Below are 18778 nucleotides of genomic sequence, written 5' to 3' on the forward strand. Positions count from 1 at the left end.
AATGATTCAGACGGCCTTTTTGCGTTATAATCCGCACATCAAAAATAACCTTAATTTCACAAAGTTCCATCATGTTAGACAAATACAATCCAGCCGAAATCGAATCCAAACATTATCAAAACTGGGAAGAGCAAGGCTATTTCCAGCCTGATATGGATTTGACGAAACCGTCTTTCTCCATCCAACTGCCGCCGCCCAATGTAACCGGCACGCTGCACATGGGCCATGCCTTCAACCAAACCATCATGGACGGTCTGACCCGCTACTACCGTATGAAAGGCTGTAACACCGCCTGGATTCCCGGCACCGACCACGCGGGCATCGCCACGCAAATCGTGGTCGAGCGTCAGCTTGCCGCGCAAAACGTGTCCCGTCATGACTTGGGTCGCAAAAAATTCTTGGAAAAAGTGTGGGAATGGAAAGAAGTTTCCGGCGGTACGATTACCCAGCAAATGCGCCGCGTGGGCTGCTCTGCCGACTGGACGCGCGAATATTTCACGATGGACGACGTGCGTGCCGAAACCGTGACCGAAGTGTTTGTGCGCCTGTATGAACAGGGCTTGATTTACCGCGGCAAACGCTTGGTGAACTGGGATCCCGTGCTTGGCACGGCGGTATCGGATTTGGAAGTGGAAAGCGTGGAAGAACAAGGCTCTATGTGGCACATCCGCTATCCGCTGGCGGACAATCCCGCCGAAGCCGTTATCGTGGCGACCACCCGCCCCGAAACGCTGCTGGGCGACGTTGCCGTTGCCGTCAATCCCGAAGACGAACGTTATACCCACTTAATCGGCAAAGAATTAATCCTGCCGCTGACCGGCCGCACCATCCCCGTGATTGCCGACGAATACGTTGAAAAAGATTTCGGCACAGGCTGCGTGAAAATTACGCCTGCGCACGACTTCAACGACTACGAAGTCGGCAAACGCCACGACACGCGTTTGGTTAATGTGTTCGATTTGGAAGCCAAAGTGCTGGCAAACGCCGAAGTGTTTAACTTCAAAGGCGAAGCGCAACCAGGCTTTGCCCTGCCTGAAAAATACGCAGGCTTGGACCGCTTTGTCGCGCGCAAACAAATGGTTGCCGATTTGCAGGAACAAGGCTTCTTGGTCGAAATCAAACCGCACACGCTGATGACGCCGAAAGGCGACCGTACAGGTTCGGTCATTGAGCCGATGCTGACCAGCCAATGGTTTGTCGCCATGTCCGCCACGCCAAACGGCGGCGAGCCTGACAGCGAATTCAAAGGCTTGAGCCTCGCCGACAAAGCCAAAAAAGCCGTCGACAGCGGCGCGGTACGCTTTATCCCTGAAAACTGGGTCAATACCTACAACCAATGGATGAACAACATCCAAGACTGGTGTATTTCACGCCAACTGTGGTGGGGTCATCAAATCCCTGCGTGGTATGACAACGAAGGCAATGTGTACGTTGCCCGCAATCAGGAAGAAGCCGAAAAACAAGCCGGCAAAACCGGTTTGACCCGTGAAGAAGACGTATTGGATACATGGTTCTCCTCCGCGCTTGTGCCGTTCTCCACACTCGGCTGGCCGTCTGAAACCGACGAACTCAAAGCCTTCCTGCCGTCCAATGTCTTGGTTACCGGCTACGAAATCATCTTCTTCTGGGTGGCGCGCATGATTATGATGACCACCCACTTCACCGGCAAAGTGCCGTTTAAAGACGTGTACATCCACGGCATCGTACGCGACCACGAAGGCAAAAAAATGTCCAAATCCGAAGGCAACGTCATCGACCCTGTGGATTTGATCGACGGCATCGACTTGGACAAGCTGCTGGTAAAACGTACCACCGGCCTGCGCAAACCCGAAACCGCGCCGAAAGTGGAAGAAGCCACGAAAAAACTTTTCCTCGAAGGCATTCCGAGCATGGGCGCGGACGCATTGCGCTTCACCATGGCGAGCTACGCCAGCCTCGGCCGCAGCGTCAACTTCGACTTCAAACGCGCCGAAGGCTACCGCAACTTCTGCAATAAATTGTGGAACGCCACCAACTTCGTGTTGATGAACACCGAAGACAAAGACTGCGGCCAAGACGAAATGCAGCCGTTGGCGTTTACCTTTGCCGACCAATGGATTATCGGCAAACTGCAACAAGCCGAAGCCGCCGTTGCCGAAGCCTTTGAAACCTACCGCTTCGACCTTGCCGCACAAACGCTGTACGAATTTGTGTGGAACGAATATTGCGACTGGTACATCGAGCTGGCAAAAGTGCAAATCCAAACCGGCTGCCCGACAACCCAGCGCACCACACGCCGCACCCTCGTGCGCGTACTCGAAACCATCCTGCGCCTGCTGCACCCAATCATGCCGTTCATTACCGAAGAGCTGTGGCAGGTTGTTGCGCCTCTGGCGAATGCCAAAACTGCCGACAGCATCATGTTGGCCGCCTATCCGCAAGCCGATAAAGAAAAAATCGTTCAGACGGCCTTCGACAAAATGGCCGCATTGAAAGACTTGGTGGAAGAAGTACGCAAACTGCGCGGCGAAATGGGTATCGCGCCAAACGTCAAAGCGCCGCTCTTCGTCGAAGGCAGCGCAGAACTCGAAGGCCTGCTCAAATACTTGCCGTCGCTGACCCGACTGACCGAAGCCAAGCTGGTGGACAACCTGCCCGAAGCGGAAGATGCACCTGTCGCCGTCTGCAACGGCGCACGCCTGATGCTGAAAGTCGAAATCGACAAAGCCGCAGAAACCGCCCGTTTGAGCAAAGAAGCCGAGAAGCTGCAAAAAGCCTTGGACAAACTCAATGCCAAACTCTCCAAACCCGGCTACACCGAAAAAGCCCCGGCGCATTTGGTGGAAAAAGATAAAGCCGATTTGACGGAATTGGAAGACAAAATGGCGAAAGTGCAAACTCAGTTGGCGAAGTTGAAAGGGTAGTATTGTTTGGTTGTGAGAAAGGCAGCCTGAAAACGGTGAGGTGATTTTCAGGCTGCTTTAATTAGAAATAAGGAACAAATTATGTTGGTGAATAATGATAAAAAAAGATACAGCTATAACAATATTGATACTAGAAATAAAAAATTTATCCATAAAAATTTTAATAAAACCACTAGCTACCACTCTAACTTTTCCCACTCCAAATTTATCAATGCCTCTTTTATAGGTGCTAAATTTAAATTTAGTTCACTATTTGGCTCTACTTTTGATAATTGTTACTTAAGGGGAACACTATTCAGAAAATGCAACTTAAAAGAATGTATCTTTAAAAATTGTATTATATCATCCTCCTTATTTGAAAACAGCAAACTAGAGAGTTGTTATTTTGAGAATTGCAAAATTCTTAATTCCCCATCATTATCAAATGCTATTTTGCATAATAAAGAAAATATTACTAATGAAATCCTAGAACAGTACCCTCAAGAACATTGTTTCAGTAAACAATTAATTGAAGAGGTTAAGTTACTAAAGAAAAATGAATTCATTCGTAAATCTTCTATTTTGCATTTAAAAAAACAACGGATAGAAACAGTTTCACTAAAAGTTCTCGTAGAAGAGTTTGGTGAAGAATTCTTAATTAATAACCTAAAAAATCTGAATATTATGGTAACTCGCAATTTTTCATCGCTAAGTTACATAACCAACATCTTGAAAAAAATACAGAATAATGATAAAAAGGAATTCCTCGGCTCCACTACGCTTGATATTCCAAAATTGACTGATGAATGCTCGTCTACGGACTGATGCGAGGTTAAGGCTTTCATTTTAAATATGTTGATGGAGGGATTGCCTATGGTGATGGATTGTTTTACTGTTTTAAGTTTTGTTTCATTAGTTGTTTACAAAATTATGTTGAACGTCAATATCAAGTGGTCTAGTGGGGTTCTAATAGCAAGCATAGGTTGGGTCAAGACCCAACAAAACCGTTAAATCATCTGTTTTGTGTTAGATTTTCAACCCAAGTTACCAAAAGGCCGTCTGAAACTTAATTTTCAGACGGCCTTTTTCTTTTTCAATCCATCAAATTCAATCAAACCAAACAATCTGACTTTCATCCACGCTGATGCGGATTTCCTGTCCGGTTTGCGGTTTGTCTGTATCGTGGTCGGCGTGGGGATACCAAATCAAATCGCCGTATTGCGGATGGGCGAGGGTAAGGCGTATGCCTTCGGCTAGGGGGACGGCTTCGCTGATGCGGACGGCTGTGCCGTTCGGGTCGAATCGGATGGCGTGTTGGGGGATGTAGCGTGTGTCGCCGGTGTTGGCCAAACCGAGCAGCAGGGCGGCTTGGGCGTTGACGGGGCGGCGGATAAGGGTTTCCGGCGTGCCGTGTTGGAGGATGCGGCCTTCGTGCATGATGGCGATGGTGTCGGCCATGGTGCAGGCTTCCTCGGCGGAGTGGGTCACGAGGATGGCGGGGATGTTTTGGCTGCGGATGCGTTCGGCGGTCAGGGTGCGCAGGTGGCGGCGCAGGTGGGTGTCGAGGCTGGAGAAGGCTTCGTCTAAGAGCAACAGCGACGGGCGCGTGATTAGGGCGCGTGCGAGGGCGAGGCGTTGCTGTTCGCCGCCGGAGAGGCTTTCGGGTTTGCGTTGCGCTTCGTGTTCCAAACCGATGTCGCGCAAGGCATGCATGGATTGTTCTTCGATTTCGGCTTTGGGCAGACGGCGCATTTTGAGGCCGAAACCGACGTTGTCGAGGGCGGTTAAATGCGGCAAAAGGGCGTAGTCTTGAAACATCAGCGAGATATTGCGTTTTTCAGACGGCATGTCGGTGATGTTGTCGCCGTTGAGCCAGACTTCGCCGCTGTCGGGACGCACTAGGCCGACGATGGTTTTGAGCAGGGTGGATTTGCCGCAGCCGGAGCGGCCGAGTACGGCAAGGATTTCGCCTGCTTCGACGTTTAGGTTGATGTCTTGGGCAACGGTTTTGCTGCCGAAGCGTTTGTTGATGTTTTTGAGTTGCAACATGGTTTCAGACGGCCTTTAAAAATAGGGTCGGCAACGGATGCTGTCGAGCCATGCGGACAGCGGATGTTTGGGGTCAATCAGGCTGTATCGCCGGCAGGCTTCGATCGTGACCAGCTGGGCATCGTGCATCATGTGTCCGCCCAACATGGCATCGAGCAGGGTGGGGATGTCCATCAGTTCAAAACCGGCGACTTCGCCGTCTTGGTTGGCGGGTTGGAAGCCTTCGGGCAGGACGATGTCGAAGATATGCAGGATTTCGTTGTGGACACCGCGGTTAACGGGGCGCAAACTATATATTTGGGCGGTCGGTCGGATATGGGGTGTCAGAGAAGCGGGAATGCCTGCTTCTTCTTCGCCCTCGCGGCAGACAGCTTCAGACGGCCTCTCGCCGCTGCTGATGCCGCCGCCGGTCAGGTTGTCGAGTTTGTTTGGATCGACGGCTTTGTGCGGACTGCGGCGGCCTATCCAAAAGCGCAAACCGTCTTCTGTTTCGACCAATCCGTTCAAATGCACTGCCTGACTCATCAGGCCGAACGGACGGAAGGCTGCGCGTTCGAGTGCGCATAAAGGCTTGCCCGACTGGTCGCAGATGTCGAACTTTTCACCGCGCCAACCTTTGAGCCAACCGCACTCGCGCCATTGTTGCGCCAGCGTTTGTAAACTGTCGCCCATCTGAGCCCAGCTGTCTGTTTCCAAATTCAGGCCGTCTGAAAGGGTTGACTGCCTGCCTGTCCAATCTTGCCCGAGGCGTTCGCGCCATAATGGGTTCAGACGGCCTAAAGGCAGGCCGTTGAGATACAGAATGCACCAATCGTCGGATGCGCCATAGCTTGTCTGCGCCCAATCCCACAATGCGTCGTGGACATCGGGTGTGAATACTTGTTCAAAACGGAAAGACTGAGACATGGCGCATCCTCCAAAAGAACTAAAGATACGTCGATTTTAGCCGTTTACGGCGAATTTGCAAAACAACCGCACTACCCGAAAACCGCTATAATAGAGTAAACCATCCGAAACGAGCACATCATGAGCGAATTGAGCGAAATCCTCGCCTATAACCAACATTTCGTCGAAACGGGCGAATACGAAAAATACTTTACCAACAAATACCCCGGCCGCGAGCTGGCCATTCTTTCCTGCATGGACGCACGCATTATCGAGCTGCTGCCCAATGCGTTGGGCTTGAAAAACGGTGACGCCAAGCTCATCAAAAACGCCGGCGCGTTGGTGACCCACCCTTGGGGTTCGGTGATGCGCAGTTTGTTGGTCGCCGTATTTGAACTCAAAGTCAAAGAAATCATGGTCATTGCCCACCACGACTGCGGTATGCGCGGATTGCATGCCGAAGAGTTCCTCCAACGCGTACACGACAGCAATATCCCCGACGACCGCATCGAAACCCTGCGTAATGCTGGTATCGATTTGGACGGCTGGCTGACCGGTTTTGACAACGTCGAAGACAGCGTGCGCCATACCGTCGAGCTGATTCGCAAACATCCGCTGATGCCCGACAACATCGCCATCCACGGCCTAGTCATCCACCCGACCACAGGCAAGCTCAACCTGATTGTTGACGGCAGCCTGCCTGCTTCAGACGGCCAAAACATCTAACGCAGACACCACCACGAAATGAAAAACATCGGATTATTCGGCGGCACGTTTGACCCCATCCACAACGGCCACCTCCACATCGCCCGCGCCTTCGCCGACGAAATCAGTTTGGACCTTGTCGTCTTCCTGCCGGCAGGCGACCCGTACCACAAAGACAGCACGCGCACGCCGGCACAAGAGCGCCTCAATATGGTCGAACTCGCCATCGCCGACGAGCCGAAATTCGCCGCCAGTGACTGCGACATCGTCCGCGACGGCGCGACTTATACGTTTGACACCGTCCAAATCTTCCGCCAGCAGTTTCCTGGCGCGCAACTGTGGTGGCTGATGGGCAGCGACAGCCTGATGCAGCTGCACACATGGAAAAAATGGCAAACCCTCGTGCGCCAGACCCATATCGCCATCGCCATGCGCCAAGGCGACAACCTCAACAAAACCCCGCGCGAATTGCACGCATGGCTCGGCGAAGCCCTGCAAAACGGCAGCGTCCGCATCCTCAACGCGCCGCTGCACAACACCAGCTCCACCCAAATCCGTGCCGATCTCGCCAAAACCCACCATTCAGACGGCCTGCCGCAACCGGTCGCCCAATACATCCGCCAACACAAACTCTATGGAAAATAGCGTTTATTCAGGCAGATAAGCTATAATGCCGTCTGAAAACATTTCAACTAGGAAAATAATGAACGAACAAGAATTGCAAGACCTGCAAAAAATGGTCGAAGTGGCCGTAAACGCCCTCGAAGACATTAAAGCCAAAGACATCTCTGTTTTGGAAACCCAAGACAAAACCTCCCTGTTCGCCCGCATGATTATTGCCAGCGGCGACAGCACACGCCAAGTCAAAGCACTGGCAAATAACGTTGCCGTCGATTTGAAAGAAGCCGGTTTTGAAATCCTCAGCACCGAAGGCGACAGCGGCGAATGGACGCTTGTCGACGCAGGCGACCTCGTTGTCCACGTCATGCTCCCTGCCGTGCGCGACTTCTACGACATCGACACCTTGTGGGGCGGAGAAAAACCGAGTTTCCACGCCGGTATGCAAAAACCTTGGCACGCCGCCGACTAAAACGGTTTATCCATACAAAGGCCGTCTGAAACTTGAAAGCAAGCAAGTTTCAGACGGCCTTTTGCTATAATTCCATTCTTTTCACATTATTTAATTCATTGCACCATCATGCCGCAACCCGATTTCGCCCAAACCCTCTCCAAAGACCGCCATTTTCTGCGATCTGCCTTTAAGAACCCCAATAAATACGGCGGCCTGGCCAAGGTTGAGGAAAAATACAAAAAATCGCACGACCTCTATCTGCAACGCCTGTCCAAACTGCCCAAGCCCGAATTCGACAACACGCTGCCCGTTCACGAAAAGCTCGACGAAATCAAAAAAGCCATTGCCGAAAATCAGGTAACGATTATTTGCGGCGAAACCGGTTCGGGCAAAACCACGCAGTTGCCCAAGATTTGTTTGGAACTCGGGCGTGGGGCGGCAGGATTGATCGGGCATACCCAGCCGCGCCGTTTGGCTGCGCGTTCCGTAGCAGAGCGGATTGCCGAAGAGCTGAAATCCGAAATCGGCAACGCGGTCGGCTATAAAGTGCGCTTTACCGACCACACCTCGCGCGATGCCTGCGTCAAGTTGATGACCGACGGCATCCTGCTGGCAGAAACCCAGACCGACCATTATCTCGCCGCATACGACACGATTATCATCGACGAAGCGCACGAACGCAGCCTGAACATCGACTTCCTCTTGGGCTATTTGAAACAGCTGCTGCCGCGCCGCCCTGATTTGAAAGTCATCATCACCTCGGCAACGATAGATGCAGAACGCTTCTCCCAACACTTCAACGGTGCCCCTGTTTTAGAAGTGAGCGGACGGACGTATCCCGTCGAAATCCTCTACCGACCGCTGACCAGCAAAGACGAAGACGACGCAGAAGTCGAGCTGACCGACGCAATTGTCGATGCAGCCGACGAATTGGTACGCTATGGCGAAGGCGATATTTTGGTGTTCCTGCCGGGCGAGCGCGAAATCCGCGAAGCCGCCGAAGCCCTGCGCAAATCCACGCTGCGCCGCAACGACGAAATCCTGCCCCTATTCGCACGCCTGTCGCACGCCGAGCAGCACAAAATCTTCCACCCATCAGGCGCAAAACGCCGCATCGTGCTGGCAACCAACGTCGCCGAAACCTCGCTCACCGTACCGGGCATTAAATACGTCATCGACACCGGCCTCGCGCGCGTCAAACGCTATTCCGCACGGGCGAAAGTGGAGCAGCTTCATGTCGAAAAAATCTCCCAAGCTGCCGCCTGCCAACGCTCCGGCCGCTGCGGACGCGTCTCCGCAGGCGTGTGTATCCGACTGTTTTCAGAAGAAGATTTCAACAGCCGCCCCGAATTTACCGCCCCCGAAATCGTCCGCAGCAACCTAGCCGCCGTCATCCTACGCATGGCATCGCTGAACTTGGGCGACGTAGCAGCATTCCCATTTTTAGAAATGCCCGATTCGCGGTATATCAATGACGGTTTTCAGGTATTACTGGAGTTGGGTGCGGTGGAGGCCATCTGAAAAGTAAAAGAAAATGGTAGATTATGTTTCATTTTCAGACGGCCTAAATCATTGAGAAACTAAAAACTATTGAAAAGGGAATATTGGGTTTTAAAACTCAATCGGTAAATTTTTTATTGTGAAATATTAATGATGAAAAAATCTTTCCTCACGCTTGTTCTGTATTCGTCTTTACTTACTGCCAGCGAAATTGCCTATCGCTTTGTATTCGGAATTGAAACTCTGCCGGCGGCAAAAATTGCAGAAACGTTTGCGCTGACATTTGTGATTGCTGCGCTGTATCTGTTTGCGCGTTATAAGGCTTCACGGTTGCTGATTGCGTTGTTTTTTGCGCTCAGCATCATTGCCAACAATGTGCATTACGCGGTTTATCAAAGTTGGATAACGGGCATTAATTATTGGCTGATGCTGAAAGAGGTTACCGAAGTTGGCAGCGCGGGCGCGTCGATGTTGGATAAGTTGTGGCTGCCTGTGTTGTGGGGCGTGTTGGAAGTCGTGCTGTTTTGCAGCCTTGCCAAGTTCCGCCGTAAGACGCATTTTGCTGCCGATATTTTGTTTATTGCGGCGATGTTGCTGATTTTTGGACGTTCATTCAGTACGACGCAGGAACACGGTATTTCGCCCAAACCAACATACAGCCGCATCAAAGCCAATTATTTCAGCTTTGGCTATTTTGTCGGGCGCGTGTTGCCGTATCAGTTGTTTGATTTAAGCAAGATTCCTGTGTTCAAACAGTCTGCGCCAAGCAAAATCGGGCAGGGCAGTGTTCAAAATATCGTCCTGATTATGGGCGAAAGTGAAAGCGCGACGCATTTGAAACTGTTTGGTTACGGACGCGAGACTTCGCCGTTTTTAACCCAGCTTTCGCAAGCCGACTTTAAGCCGATTGTGAAGCAAAGCTATTCCGCCGCTTTGATGACGGCTGTGTCTCTGCCCAGCTTTTTCAATGCGATACCGCATGCCAACGGCTACGAGCAAATCAGCAGCGGCGATACCAATATGTTCCGCCTCGCCAAAGAGCAGGGCTATGAAACGTATTTTTATAGCGCGCAGGCGGAAAATGAGATGGCGATTTTGAACTTAATCGGTAAGAAATGGATAGACCATCTGATTCAGCCGACGCAGCTGGGCTACGGCAACGGCGACAATATGCCTGATGAGAAGCTGCTGCCCTTGTTCGACAAAATCAATTTGCAGCAGGGCAAGCATTTTATCGTGTTACACCAACGCGGTTCGCACGTCCCATACGGCGCATTGTTGCAGCCTCAAGATAAAGTATTCGGCGAAGCCAATATTGTGGATAAGTACGACAACACCATCCACAAAACCGACCAAATGATTCAAACCGTATTCGAGCAGCTGCAAAAGCAGCCTGACGGCAACTGGCTGTTTGCCTATACCTCCGATCATGGCCAGTATGTGCGCCAGGATACCTACAATCAAGGCACGGTGCAGCCCGACAGCTATCTCGTGCCGCTGGTGTTGTACAGCCCGGATAAGGCCGTGCAACAGGCTGCCAACCAGGCTTTTGCACCTTGTGAGATTGCTTTCCATCAGCAACTTTCAACGTTCCTGATTCACACACTGGGCTACGATATGCCGGTTTCAGGTTGTAGCGAAGGCTCGGTAACGGGCAACCTGATTACGGGCGATGCAGGCAGCTTAAACATTCGCGACGGTAAGGCGGAATATGTTTATCCGCAATAAGCGGCGTGAAAACCAATAAAGACAAATTTAGATGATGTCGGGGAAGATGCCCGACCGACAAGACTATGCAAAATATGAAAAACCAAGTACGTGGATCAGGCATTGATGCACGGTCCAATCCAGCCAATGTTTCAGACGGCCTGCAAAACAGTTCGGGCAATACGCGCTACCGTCTGACCAAGCTCGGCGAACAAATGGCGCGCCTGCCCATTGACCCGAAAATCGCGCGCATTTTGCTGGCGGCAAAGAAACACGACTGCATGGCGGAAATATTGGTGATCGCGTCCGCGCTGTCGATTCAAGACCCGCGCGAGCGGCCGCTGGAGGCCCGCGATGCCGCGGCCAAGGCGCATGAACGCTTTACCGACAAGCAATCCGATTTCCTTGCCTATCTGAATATTTGGGACAGCTTCCAGCGCGAACGCGACAAAGGTTTGTCTAACAAGCAGCTGGTGCAATGGTGCCGCCAATATTTCCTGTCGCACCTGCGCATGCGCGAATGGCGCGAGCTGCACCACCAGCTTGCCCAAACCGCGATTGAAATGGGTTTGACCACCAAAGAAGCCGCGTTTCGACAACCTCCTTCCCAAGAGCAATTAAGACCGTCTGAAAGCCAAGGCGACCAAGATTTGGCGGCCAAGCTCAAACAAAAACAACTGGATAAGAAACAACATCGCGCCCAAGTCCGTGCCGCCAAAGAAGCCGGCTACGAACAAATCCACCGCGCCCTGCTGACCGGTCTTATCGCCAACGTCGGCATGAAATCGCCCGACGGCAACGACTACACCGGCGCGCGCGGCAGCCGTTTCCACCTTTTCCCTGCATCAGCCCTGTTCAAAGCCAAACCCAAATGGGTGATGGCGGCAGAATTGGTTGAAACCACGCGCCTTTACGCGCGCGATGTCGCCGTTATCCAGCCCGAATGGATCGAGCAGGAAGCGCTGCACCTCGTCCGCTACCATTATTTCGAGCCGCATTGGGAACAAAAACGCGGCGAAGTCGTCGCCAGCGAACGCGTGACGCTTTACGGCCTGACCGTATTGCCGCGCCGCCCCGTGTCTTACGGCAAAGTTGCGCCCGAAGAAGCGCGCGAAATCTTTATCCGCGGCGCATTGGTGGCGCAGGAAAGCAATCTTCAGACGGCCTTTTTTGCACACAATAAAAAGCTGATTAAAGAAATTACCGAACTCGAACACAAATCGCGCAAGCAAGACGTATTGGTCGATGACGAAGCCCTGTTTGCGTTTTATAACGAACGCCTGCCCGAGCTGGTGTGGAAAGACGCGAAAGGCGGCGTTTGGGGAAGCGAAGAGGGCGGACAAACCCAGTCGGACAAAATGGCCGATCAAAACGGACAAGCAAACCAGCGCAACGCAGGGCGTGTGGTGCAAGCTGCGCACGCGGATTCCAAAGATGCGTCCAGCCGCGAGCGTGAACCGAGTTCACACACCCTACAAAATGTTTCAGACGACCCCAAACCCAAAAAGCAGCCTGCATCTCAAAAAGGCCGTCTGAAACCTTTGCCCCTTGCCGATATCCGCACCTTTGAAGCCTGGCTCAAAACCGCCGAGCGCGACAATCCGCGCCTGCTGTTCCTCAGCCGCGACGATCTGATGCAACACGCCGCCGCACACATTACCGAAGAGCAATTCCCCAAATTCTGGCAAACCGCAGACGGCAAGTTCAAACTTTCCTACCGCTTCGAGCCGCACCATCCGCTCGACGGCGTGACCATGACCGTGCCGCTGACCGTCCTCAACCGCCTGCACGCGCCGTCGCTCGAATGGCTGGTGCCCGGTATGTTGCGCGAAAAAATCCAGCTGCTGATTAAAGCCCTGCCGAAGCAAATCCGCCGCATTTGCGTGCCCGTACCCGATTTCATCACCAAATTTCTCGAAAGCAATCCCGACCGCCAAGCGGCCATCATTCCCCAGTTGGCGCACTTTATCGCCAAAAGTGCCGGCGATATGCGGATTCTCGAGCAAATCGACCAAGACGCATGGGCGGCGCAAGAATTGCCCGAACACTGCTATCTGAATCTGCGCATTATCGACGACGGCGGACAAGAGCTTGCCGGCGGCCGCAAACTGCATGAATTGCAACAACAACTCGGCCAAGCCGCCGCCGTCACTTTCCGCGACAACACCCAAGAATTTGAGCGCGACAACGTGACCACATGGGACATCGGCACCCTGCCCGAATCCATCAAATTCGCACGCGGCAAGCAACAGCTCACCGGCTACCTCGGCCTGCAAAAAGAAAAAGACGGCCGCATCGCCCTGCGCCTGTTCGACACCATAGAAGCCGCCGAACAGGCACACCGTCAAGGCGTAATCGAATTGATGAAGCTGCAATTAAAAGAGCAGGTAAAAGATTTGAACAAAGGCATCCAAGGCTTTACCCAAGCCGCCATGCTGCTCAAACACATCAACGCTGACACCCTGCGCGACGACCTCACCCAAGCCGTTTGCGACCGCGCCTTTATCGGCGAAGACGAGCTGCCGCGCAACGAAAAAGCCTTCAAAGAGCAAATCAAACGCGCTCGCAGCCGCCTGCCCGCCGTCAAAGAAGCCCTCGGCCGCTACTTGCAGGAAACCGCCGCCGCCTACGCCGAACTGAATGGCAAACTCGGCAAACATCCATTGACCCACCTCCTAAGACTACGCCTGCAAACCCTGCTCGCCGCCGGCTTCGCCACCCGCACCCCGTGGGCACAATGGCCGCGCCTGCCCATCTACCTCAAAGCCATGACCCTGCGCCTCGAAAAATACAGCAGCAACCCCGCCCGCGACGCAGCCCGCGAAGCCGATATCCAAGAGCTGGAACAAATATGGCAGGAGAAAACCGACAGCTTGATAAAACAAGGCCTCCCCATTTCAGACGGCCTTGCTGGGTTTAAATGGATGATTGAAGAATTGAGGGTATCGTTGTTTGCGCAAGAGTTGAAGACACCGTATCCGGTGTCGGTGAAGAGGTTGATGAAGGTATGGGATGGACTTAATTAAAGGAAGATGCCGTCTGATTTTTTCAGACGGCATCTTTTATTTCCTCGACCAACCGATTTAATCGCTCCCTACAGATAGCTTTATTTTTTAATTCGCACTCCCAAACGACAATCACTTTGAAACCAATCTTTTCCAGCTCGATTTCATTTTTAATATCACGTTCGCGATTTTTTGTGATTTTTTCCAACCAAAAATCCGTATTGCTTTTCGGGATATGCCCTTTACTGCAAGAGTGCCCATGCCAAAAACAGCCGTGTATAAACACGACTGTTTTATATTTCGGTAAAACGATATCCGGTTTGCCTGCATAGCGTTTATCATTTTTTCGATAACGGAAACCTTGGGAAAAAAGAAATTTCCTTACCAATATTTCAGGTTTGGTTTCTTTACTGTGAATTTTTGACATCACGAAAGAACGTTGGGACGGGGTTAAAATATCAACCATTTAACCATTATTCCAATTCAGAATCCTCTAACCGCCTTTGTAAATGAGATAGTAATCCAAGAGCATCTAAACAATCTTTTTCAGTAAATAGACCAGAGTCTTTTAAATCTACAAATTCGACATGTGCAACAGGGTTACGACATCCCGTGACAACTCCCATTGAAAGATATTTTTGCCCCTCCTCTATCGATGTCAAAGTATCATCAGAAAATTTTTGCCCATTAGGTCTTTGATACTTAGTTGTTACCTTTAACTTTTGCTTTCCTTCTCTCTTTTCCATACCAAATACTTCACCCATGAGCCCCTGATCTCTAGACTGATGACATCCCGATCTATCTCGAGTATTCGAAATATATCTTTTTGCGCTTTCTAAAAATGCTTGATAGTAATTTTGCTGTTCATAATAATGCTTAGACGCATTTTGTATTTCCGAATGTAAACCTCGCCAATGATAATAGGGATATTCAGGGACTAACTTGTGCAATACCCCGACTACTTTTGTGTGTTCAACTTTAGGCAGTTCGGCCTCATCAATATGATCCAATATTTCTTTGACCGACCCCTTTATTTCTTCAGGCAATTTGCTTTGCCAATTATTAACATCTAACCCAGTGCTTTGTTTAACATTCTCATTTCTTTTCTCTTTTCTTTTTTTTCTCCAAGCTTGCTCAAGAACACGAACGATTTCTCCAAGGAAACGCGCAACTGTGAAGTTTTAGGATGTTTCCAATCCAATGATGTCCTGTCAGTAGCAATTAAATCTTCGCTATCATTATCTATAAAATCAACACTTAACCATCCTGTCAGATATGAGTAAAAATGGCTGGATGCGCTATCTATAAAGAATTCAGGGGTATTTACCATTCTGCCATTAGCAAACAACGTAATACCTTTCATATTATTCTTTAATGGCCTTTCCGTCGTGATAAATTTGCCTTTTATTAATTCACCGAATTTATATTGTTCGAATTTTGTAGATAAAACAGGTATGTCTGTTATTAAATCCTCGTATTCCCATTCAAACTCAGGAGTTAAAAGATCATATTTAAGGTTTCCGTCAATAGTTCTTGATTCCGAGCCGTTCAAGCTCATTTTAATTTGGAAATCCCGGGCTGGAAAATCAAACAAGCGGGCAAGATGCTCTACATAATTATCTAACGGATATCCTTGTTTTTTCGTCAGTTCGGTTAAAGTTATGGTTGTTCCGCTTTCGATATTGGATTCAACAGATTCTTTTCGAAACTCCGGTTGATAAATACCCTTACTTCTTCGAATCTCTGCATAATCCAAAGTAAAAGTAACCCGTTCGTTTCCTTGAATAGTAGAGATTTCAATTTTGTTACCCAGCCCGAATAATGCTAATTTACCAAGACCTTTTTTACCCGTTGGAATTCTTCCGCACGGTGAGGCTTGTTTTTCTTCCCTTCTGTTTCGACCGATTCTCAAATAAAAATCATTGATTTCATCGAAGCTCATTCCTATACCATTATCTTTAATAACGATTTTATGCTCCGGTGTATCGAATAACCTAACTTCCACTTCCGTGGCACATGCATCGTAGGCATTCGCTATCAACTCGGCAATCGCAGGAACAGTGTGCGAATACATCTTTACACCCAAATGTTCGATTACGGTTGGCTCGAAACTCATTTTCAATTTTTCTTCAGACATGTTTTCTCCTTTTCTAACATTCGATATTATCAACAATTGCCCTACCTATTTTTTCCGCATACATCGGAGGAACGGCATTACCAATCAAACGGGCTATTTTGTCCCTGCTACCAGCTTTAAAGACATAGTTACGAGGGAACGATTGCAATGTTGCACCTTCGCGCAGGGATAACGCCCTGTCTTCTTCGGGATGGACAAACCGTCCGTTGGAAATACTAAAGAATTTGGTCGTTATGGTAGGTGCGGGTTTATCCCACCATAGCCTACCAAACGTATCCTTAAAGCTATCATCTTTCCCGATAAAACATTTCAGCTGCAATTCGGGAATATGTGCAAAAGCCAAACGATTTCCTCCGTTTTTAGGTATCAAAGCCAATCGTTTCAGATTGATATCGGATAATCCCGCACAGCTATGCATAAAGTCTGTTTCATCTTGGTGCCCCGCAATAATTTTCGGAAAGCCGTTTTCCATTCCCAAAACATCGCGCACCGTAAGCCGTTTGCCCGAATACTTGACCGGCTCCAGCTTTTCTTTGGTTATTCTGTTTGCAATCAAAGTAAACCTCTTACGACTTTGGGGAATTCCGTAATCAGCCGTATTGTGAATACCGAAATGGACGGTAAATCCTTTTTCTTCCAATAATTTTATGAAATTATCAAGCCCGCTTTCTTTCATCCTGCTCAGAATTCCCGGAACATTCTCCACAACAACATATCCGGGATTAAAATATTCTACAAACCGTTGAAACTCCAAAAGCAAACTCTTGGATTTTTCCGATTTTCGTTTGTCTGTTTGAATAACGCTCCAATATTGACAAGGACTACAACCTATAAGAATCAAATCATCATCATCTTTTTTTAAGCCGAGTTCTTTTTCCAATGTTTCAGGCTGCAATTCAAAAATATCAGCCTGTATAAATTTGGCATCTATATTGGCTTCATATGTTTCTTTGCAGCTAGGTTCGTAATCTATTCCAGCTAGAACTTTGATGCCAGCAGATTGCATTCCATAGCTCATTCCTCCGCCACCACAGAAAAAATCAATTGCTTTTAAAAAAGTACCATTCTTCATTTTTATTTAAATAAATGCATTAGTAAAAATTTGTTTTGTATAACATATAATTTGTTGTTTATCAAGAAAAATTAATTTTTTAACTAGTGTGGTCTGTATAGTAAACCGTAGCTTGCATCAAGCCGCGTGTGCACCCAAAGGCACGCACGCAGTCTTCTGAAAAAATATTCTTCCCAATCAAACCAAAGGCCGTCTGAAAGTATTTCCCAACTTTCAGACGGCCTTTTTATATTCATATTTCTATTTATTTTTCCAACCGTGCAATCAGTTCGTCAGCCAAGTCGAGATAAGCTTGGGTGCCTTTGGCGTGGGCATCGTAGGCGAGGGCGGGAAGGCCGTGGCTGGGGGCTTCGGCAAGGCGGATGTTGCGGGGGATGACGGTATCGAAGAGCAGGTTGCCGAAGTGTTGTTTGAGCTGTTCGCTGACTTCGACGACAAGGCGGCTGCGGCTGTCGTACATGGTGCGGACGATGCCGGTTACGTCGAGGTCGGGGTTGATGGCTTGGCGGATTTTGCGGACGGTGGCCACGAGGTCGGAGATGCCTTCAAGGGCGTAGTATTCGCAAAGCATGGGGACGATGACGCCGTTGGCGGCAACTAAGCCGTTGAGGGTGAGCAGGGTAAGGGATGGGGGGCAGTCGATGAGGACGTAGTCGTAGTCGTCGGCAACGAGCTGCAGGGCGTTTTTAAGGCGGATTTCGCGTGCGATTTCTTGGACGAGTTCGACTTCTGCGCCGGCCAGTGTGCGGTTGGCGCCCAATACGTCGTAGCCGCCTTCTTTGCTGCGGACGACGGCGTTGGGGATGTCGGTTTCGCCGAGGACAACTTGGTAAACGCCGTTTTCGATGGTGGCTTTGTTGATGCCGCTGCCTGTGGTGGCGTTGCCTTGTGGGTCGAGGTCGACGACGAGGACGCGGCGGCCTTTGGAGGCCAGGGAGGCGGCTAGGTTGACGGTGGTGGTGGTTTTGCCGACTCCGCCTTTTTGGTTGGCGACGGCGAGGATTTGTGCGCTCATGTGCTTTGCTGTCGTGTTAAGTGTGGATGGCTGGATTGTACCGTTATTCGGTATGCTTGGGTTGTTTTCAGACGGCCTTTTTGCGGATGATGACGATATGGCGTTCGGCATTGAGTTGGGGAACGTGCAATGCTTCGACTTTTTCGACGGCGACGCTTTCGGGCAGTTTGTCGATTTCTTCTTGCGGGTATACGCCTTTCATGGCCGCCCAGTAGCCGCCGTCTTTGAGGAGGTGCTCTGTCCAGTTGACGAAGTCGGCGAGTTCGGCAAAGGCGCGGCTGGTGATGACGTCGGCGCGGCAGTCGGCGGCGGCTTCTACGCGGCCGCTGATGACGCGGACGTTTTTAAGGCCGAGTTCGATGACGGCTTGTTGTAAAAAGGCGGTTTTTTTGGTGTTGGCATCGAGGAGGGTGATGTCGAGGTCGGGGCGGCAGATGGCGGTGGGTATGCCGGGCTGTCCGCCGCCGGAGCCGACGTCGAGCATGGTTTGCGCGTGTTCGATATAGGGCAGGAGGGTCAGGCTGTCGAGCAGGTGGTGGCTGACGGTTTGGGCGGGATCGCGCAGGGCGGTCAGGTTGTAGGTTTTGTTCCACTTTTGCAGCAGGGCGGCATAGTCTAGAAGTTTGGCCTGTTTGGCTTCGTCGATGTCCAAACCCAGTGCCTGTATGCCGTCGCGGAGCTGTTGCGCCTGATTCATTTGTTATTCCTTATTGGTTAAAACGCGTTGGATGTAATGGTAACGGAAAGCA

Annotated in this window: 16 protein-coding genes; 8 read left to right on the plus strand and 8 right to left on the minus strand. The window is 50.4% G+C overall.

What is annotated here, in order from left to right:
• The first annotated feature begins 71 nt into the window (after window positions 1-71).
• Window positions 72-2903 carry a valine--tRNA ligase gene (locus HMPREF2696_RS07000; protein ID WP_070588195.1) on the plus strand — a complete coding sequence of 944 codons (2832 nt, stop codon included), beginning with the start codon at window positions 72-74 and terminating at the stop codon, window positions 2901-2903.
• Window positions 2904-2984: 81 nt separating this feature from the next.
• Window positions 2985-3707, plus strand: a complete 723-nt coding sequence (locus HMPREF2696_RS07005; RefSeq protein WP_070588197.1) for a pentapeptide repeat-containing protein — start codon at window positions 2985-2987, stop codon at window positions 3705-3707.
• Window positions 3708-3989: 282 nt separating this feature from the next.
• On the opposite strand, the gene HMPREF2696_RS07010 is transcribed toward HMPREF2696_RS07005, so the two are convergent.
• Both HMPREF2696_RS07010 and HMPREF2696_RS07015 read right to left on the minus strand, forming a co-directional pair.
• On the minus strand, window positions 3990-4931 hold the full coding sequence (locus tag HMPREF2696_RS07010; protein WP_070588198.1) for an ABC transporter ATP-binding protein: 942 nt from the start codon (window positions 4929-4931) through the stop codon (window positions 3990-3992).
• 15 nt (window positions 4932-4946) lie between these two features.
• Window positions 4947-5837, minus strand: coding sequence for an NUDIX hydrolase (locus HMPREF2696_RS07015; protein ID WP_070588200.1), 891 nt, complete (start codon window positions 5835-5837; stop codon window positions 4947-4949).
• Between the two features lie 120 nt (window positions 5838-5957).
• Between HMPREF2696_RS07015 and HMPREF2696_RS07020 the strand changes: the two genes are divergently transcribed.
• The 6 genes from HMPREF2696_RS07020 (at window position 5958) to HMPREF2696_RS07045 (ending at window position 13826) form a co-directional block, all read left to right on the plus strand.
• Window positions 5958-6542: a beta-class carbonic anhydrase gene (locus HMPREF2696_RS07020; RefSeq protein ID WP_049322449.1), complete on the plus strand. Its 585-nt coding sequence runs from the start codon at window positions 5958-5960 to the stop codon at window positions 6540-6542.
• Window positions 6543-6560: 18 nt separating this feature from the next.
• Window positions 6561-7166 (plus strand): nicotinate-nucleotide adenylyltransferase, encoded by a 606-nt coding sequence (gene nadD, locus HMPREF2696_RS07025; protein WP_004520227.1) that lies wholly within the window; start codon window positions 6561-6563, stop codon window positions 7164-7166.
• Between the two features lie 58 nt (window positions 7167-7224).
• Window positions 7225-7611, plus strand: a complete 387-nt coding sequence (gene rsfS, locus HMPREF2696_RS07030) for a ribosome silencing factor (protein ID WP_002246503.1) — start codon at window positions 7225-7227, stop codon at window positions 7609-7611.
• 108 nt (window positions 7612-7719) lie between these two features.
• Window positions 7720-9114 (plus strand): ATP-dependent RNA helicase HrpA, encoded by a 1395-nt coding sequence (gene hrpA, locus HMPREF2696_RS07035; protein WP_004520228.1) that lies wholly within the window; start codon window positions 7720-7722, stop codon window positions 9112-9114.
• 129 nt (window positions 9115-9243) lie between these two features.
• On the plus strand, window positions 9244-10821 hold the full coding sequence (gene lpt3, locus HMPREF2696_RS07040; protein ID WP_141746356.1) for a lipooligosaccharide phosphoethanolamine transferase: 1578 nt from the start codon (window positions 9244-9246) through the stop codon (window positions 10819-10821).
• A 65-nt stretch (window positions 10822-10886) separates the two neighbouring features.
• Complete coding sequence (locus HMPREF2696_RS07045; protein WP_070588201.1) at window positions 10887-13826, plus strand: DUF3418 domain-containing protein; 2940 nt, start codon at window positions 10887-10889, stop codon at window positions 13824-13826.
• Between the two features lie 22 nt (window positions 13827-13848).
• Here HMPREF2696_RS07045 and HMPREF2696_RS07050 read toward each other — a convergent pair whose 3' ends face one another.
• The 6 genes from HMPREF2696_RS07050 to rsmG form a co-directional block, all read right to left on the minus strand.
• Window positions 13849-14271 carry a very short patch repair endonuclease gene (locus HMPREF2696_RS07050; protein WP_070588203.1) on the minus strand — a complete coding sequence of 141 codons (423 nt, stop codon included), beginning with the start codon at window positions 14269-14271 and terminating at the stop codon, window positions 13849-13851.
• Window positions 14272-14278: 7 nt separating this feature from the next.
• A complete protein-coding gene (locus HMPREF2696_RS11820; RefSeq protein WP_249967839.1) occupies window positions 14279-14851 on the minus strand; it encodes a TIGR02391 family protein in 573 nt (190 codons plus the stop codon).
• Window positions 14852-14874: 23 nt separating this feature from the next.
• Entirely contained in the window at window positions 14875-15942 is a 1068-nt protein-coding gene (locus HMPREF2696_RS11825) for an ATP-binding protein (RefSeq protein ID WP_249967840.1), read from the minus strand.
• A 13-nt stretch (window positions 15943-15955) separates the two neighbouring features.
• The gene (locus HMPREF2696_RS07060; RefSeq protein WP_070588204.1) at window positions 15956-17014 is read right to left on the minus strand and encodes a DNA cytosine methyltransferase; all 1059 of its coding nucleotides are present in this window, start codon (window positions 17012-17014) and stop codon (window positions 15956-15958) included.
• A 244-nt stretch (window positions 17015-17258) separates the two neighbouring features.
• Window positions 17259-18029: a ParA family protein gene (locus HMPREF2696_RS07065; protein WP_049336841.1), complete on the minus strand. Its 771-nt coding sequence runs from the start codon at window positions 18027-18029 to the stop codon at window positions 17259-17261.
• Between the two features lie 67 nt (window positions 18030-18096).
• Window positions 18097-18726 carry a 16S rRNA (guanine(527)-N(7))-methyltransferase RsmG gene (gene rsmG / locus HMPREF2696_RS07070; RefSeq protein ID WP_036493627.1) on the minus strand — a complete coding sequence of 210 codons (630 nt, stop codon included), beginning with the start codon at window positions 18724-18726 and terminating at the stop codon, window positions 18097-18099.
• Between the last annotated feature and the right edge of the window lie 52 nt (window positions 18727-18778).

The sequence above is a fragment of the Neisseria sp. HMSC058F07 genome (assembly GCF_001810035.1).
Classification (GTDB): Bacteria; Pseudomonadota; Gammaproteobacteria; order Burkholderiales; family Neisseriaceae; genus Neisseria; species Neisseria perflava.

Bases quoted from the DNA above. Each gene is read 5' to 3' on its own strand.
- HMPREF2696_RS07000 (WP_070588195.1), top strand. From the start codon at position 72: ATGTTAGACAAATACAATCCAGCCGAAATCGAATCCAAACATTATCAA.
- HMPREF2696_RS07005 (WP_070588197.1), top strand. From the start codon at position 2,985: ATGTTGGTGAATAATGATAAAAAAAGATACAGCTATAACAATATTGAT.
- HMPREF2696_RS07010 (WP_070588198.1), bottom strand. From the start codon at position 4,931: ATGTTGCAACTCAAAAACATCAACAAACGCTTCGGCAGCAAAACCGTT.
- HMPREF2696_RS07015 (WP_070588200.1), bottom strand. From the start codon at position 5,837: ATGTCTCAGTCTTTCCGTTTTGAACAAGTATTCACACCCGATGTCCAC.
- HMPREF2696_RS07020 (WP_049322449.1), top strand. From the start codon at position 5,958: ATGAGCGAATTGAGCGAAATCCTCGCCTATAACCAACATTTCGTCGAA.
- nadD (WP_004520227.1), top strand. From the start codon at position 6,561: ATGAAAAACATCGGATTATTCGGCGGCACGTTTGACCCCATCCACAAC.
- rsfS (WP_002246503.1), top strand. From the start codon at position 7,225: ATGAACGAACAAGAATTGCAAGACCTGCAAAAAATGGTCGAAGTGGCC.
- hrpA (WP_004520228.1), top strand. From the start codon at position 7,720: ATGCCGCAACCCGATTTCGCCCAAACCCTCTCCAAAGACCGCCATTTT.
- lpt3 (WP_141746356.1), top strand. From the start codon at position 9,244: ATGATGAAAAAATCTTTCCTCACGCTTGTTCTGTATTCGTCTTTACTT.
- HMPREF2696_RS07045 (WP_070588201.1), top strand. From the start codon at position 10,887: ATGCAAAATATGAAAAACCAAGTACGTGGATCAGGCATTGATGCACGG.
- HMPREF2696_RS07050 (WP_070588203.1), bottom strand. From the start codon at position 14,271: ATGGTTGATATTTTAACCCCGTCCCAACGTTCTTTCGTGATGTCAAAA.
- HMPREF2696_RS11825 (WP_249967840.1), bottom strand. From the start codon at position 15,942: ATGTCTGAAGAAAAATTGAAAATGAGTTTCGAGCCAACCGTAATCGAA.
- HMPREF2696_RS07060 (WP_070588204.1), bottom strand. From the start codon at position 17,014: ATGAAGAATGGTACTTTTTTAAAAGCAATTGATTTTTTCTGTGGTGGC.
- HMPREF2696_RS07065 (WP_049336841.1), bottom strand. From the start codon at position 18,029: ATGAGCGCACAAATCCTCGCCGTCGCCAACCAAAAAGGCGGAGTCGGC.
- rsmG (WP_036493627.1), bottom strand. From the start codon at position 18,726: ATGAATCAGGCGCAACAGCTCCGCGACGGCATACAGGCACTGGGTTTG.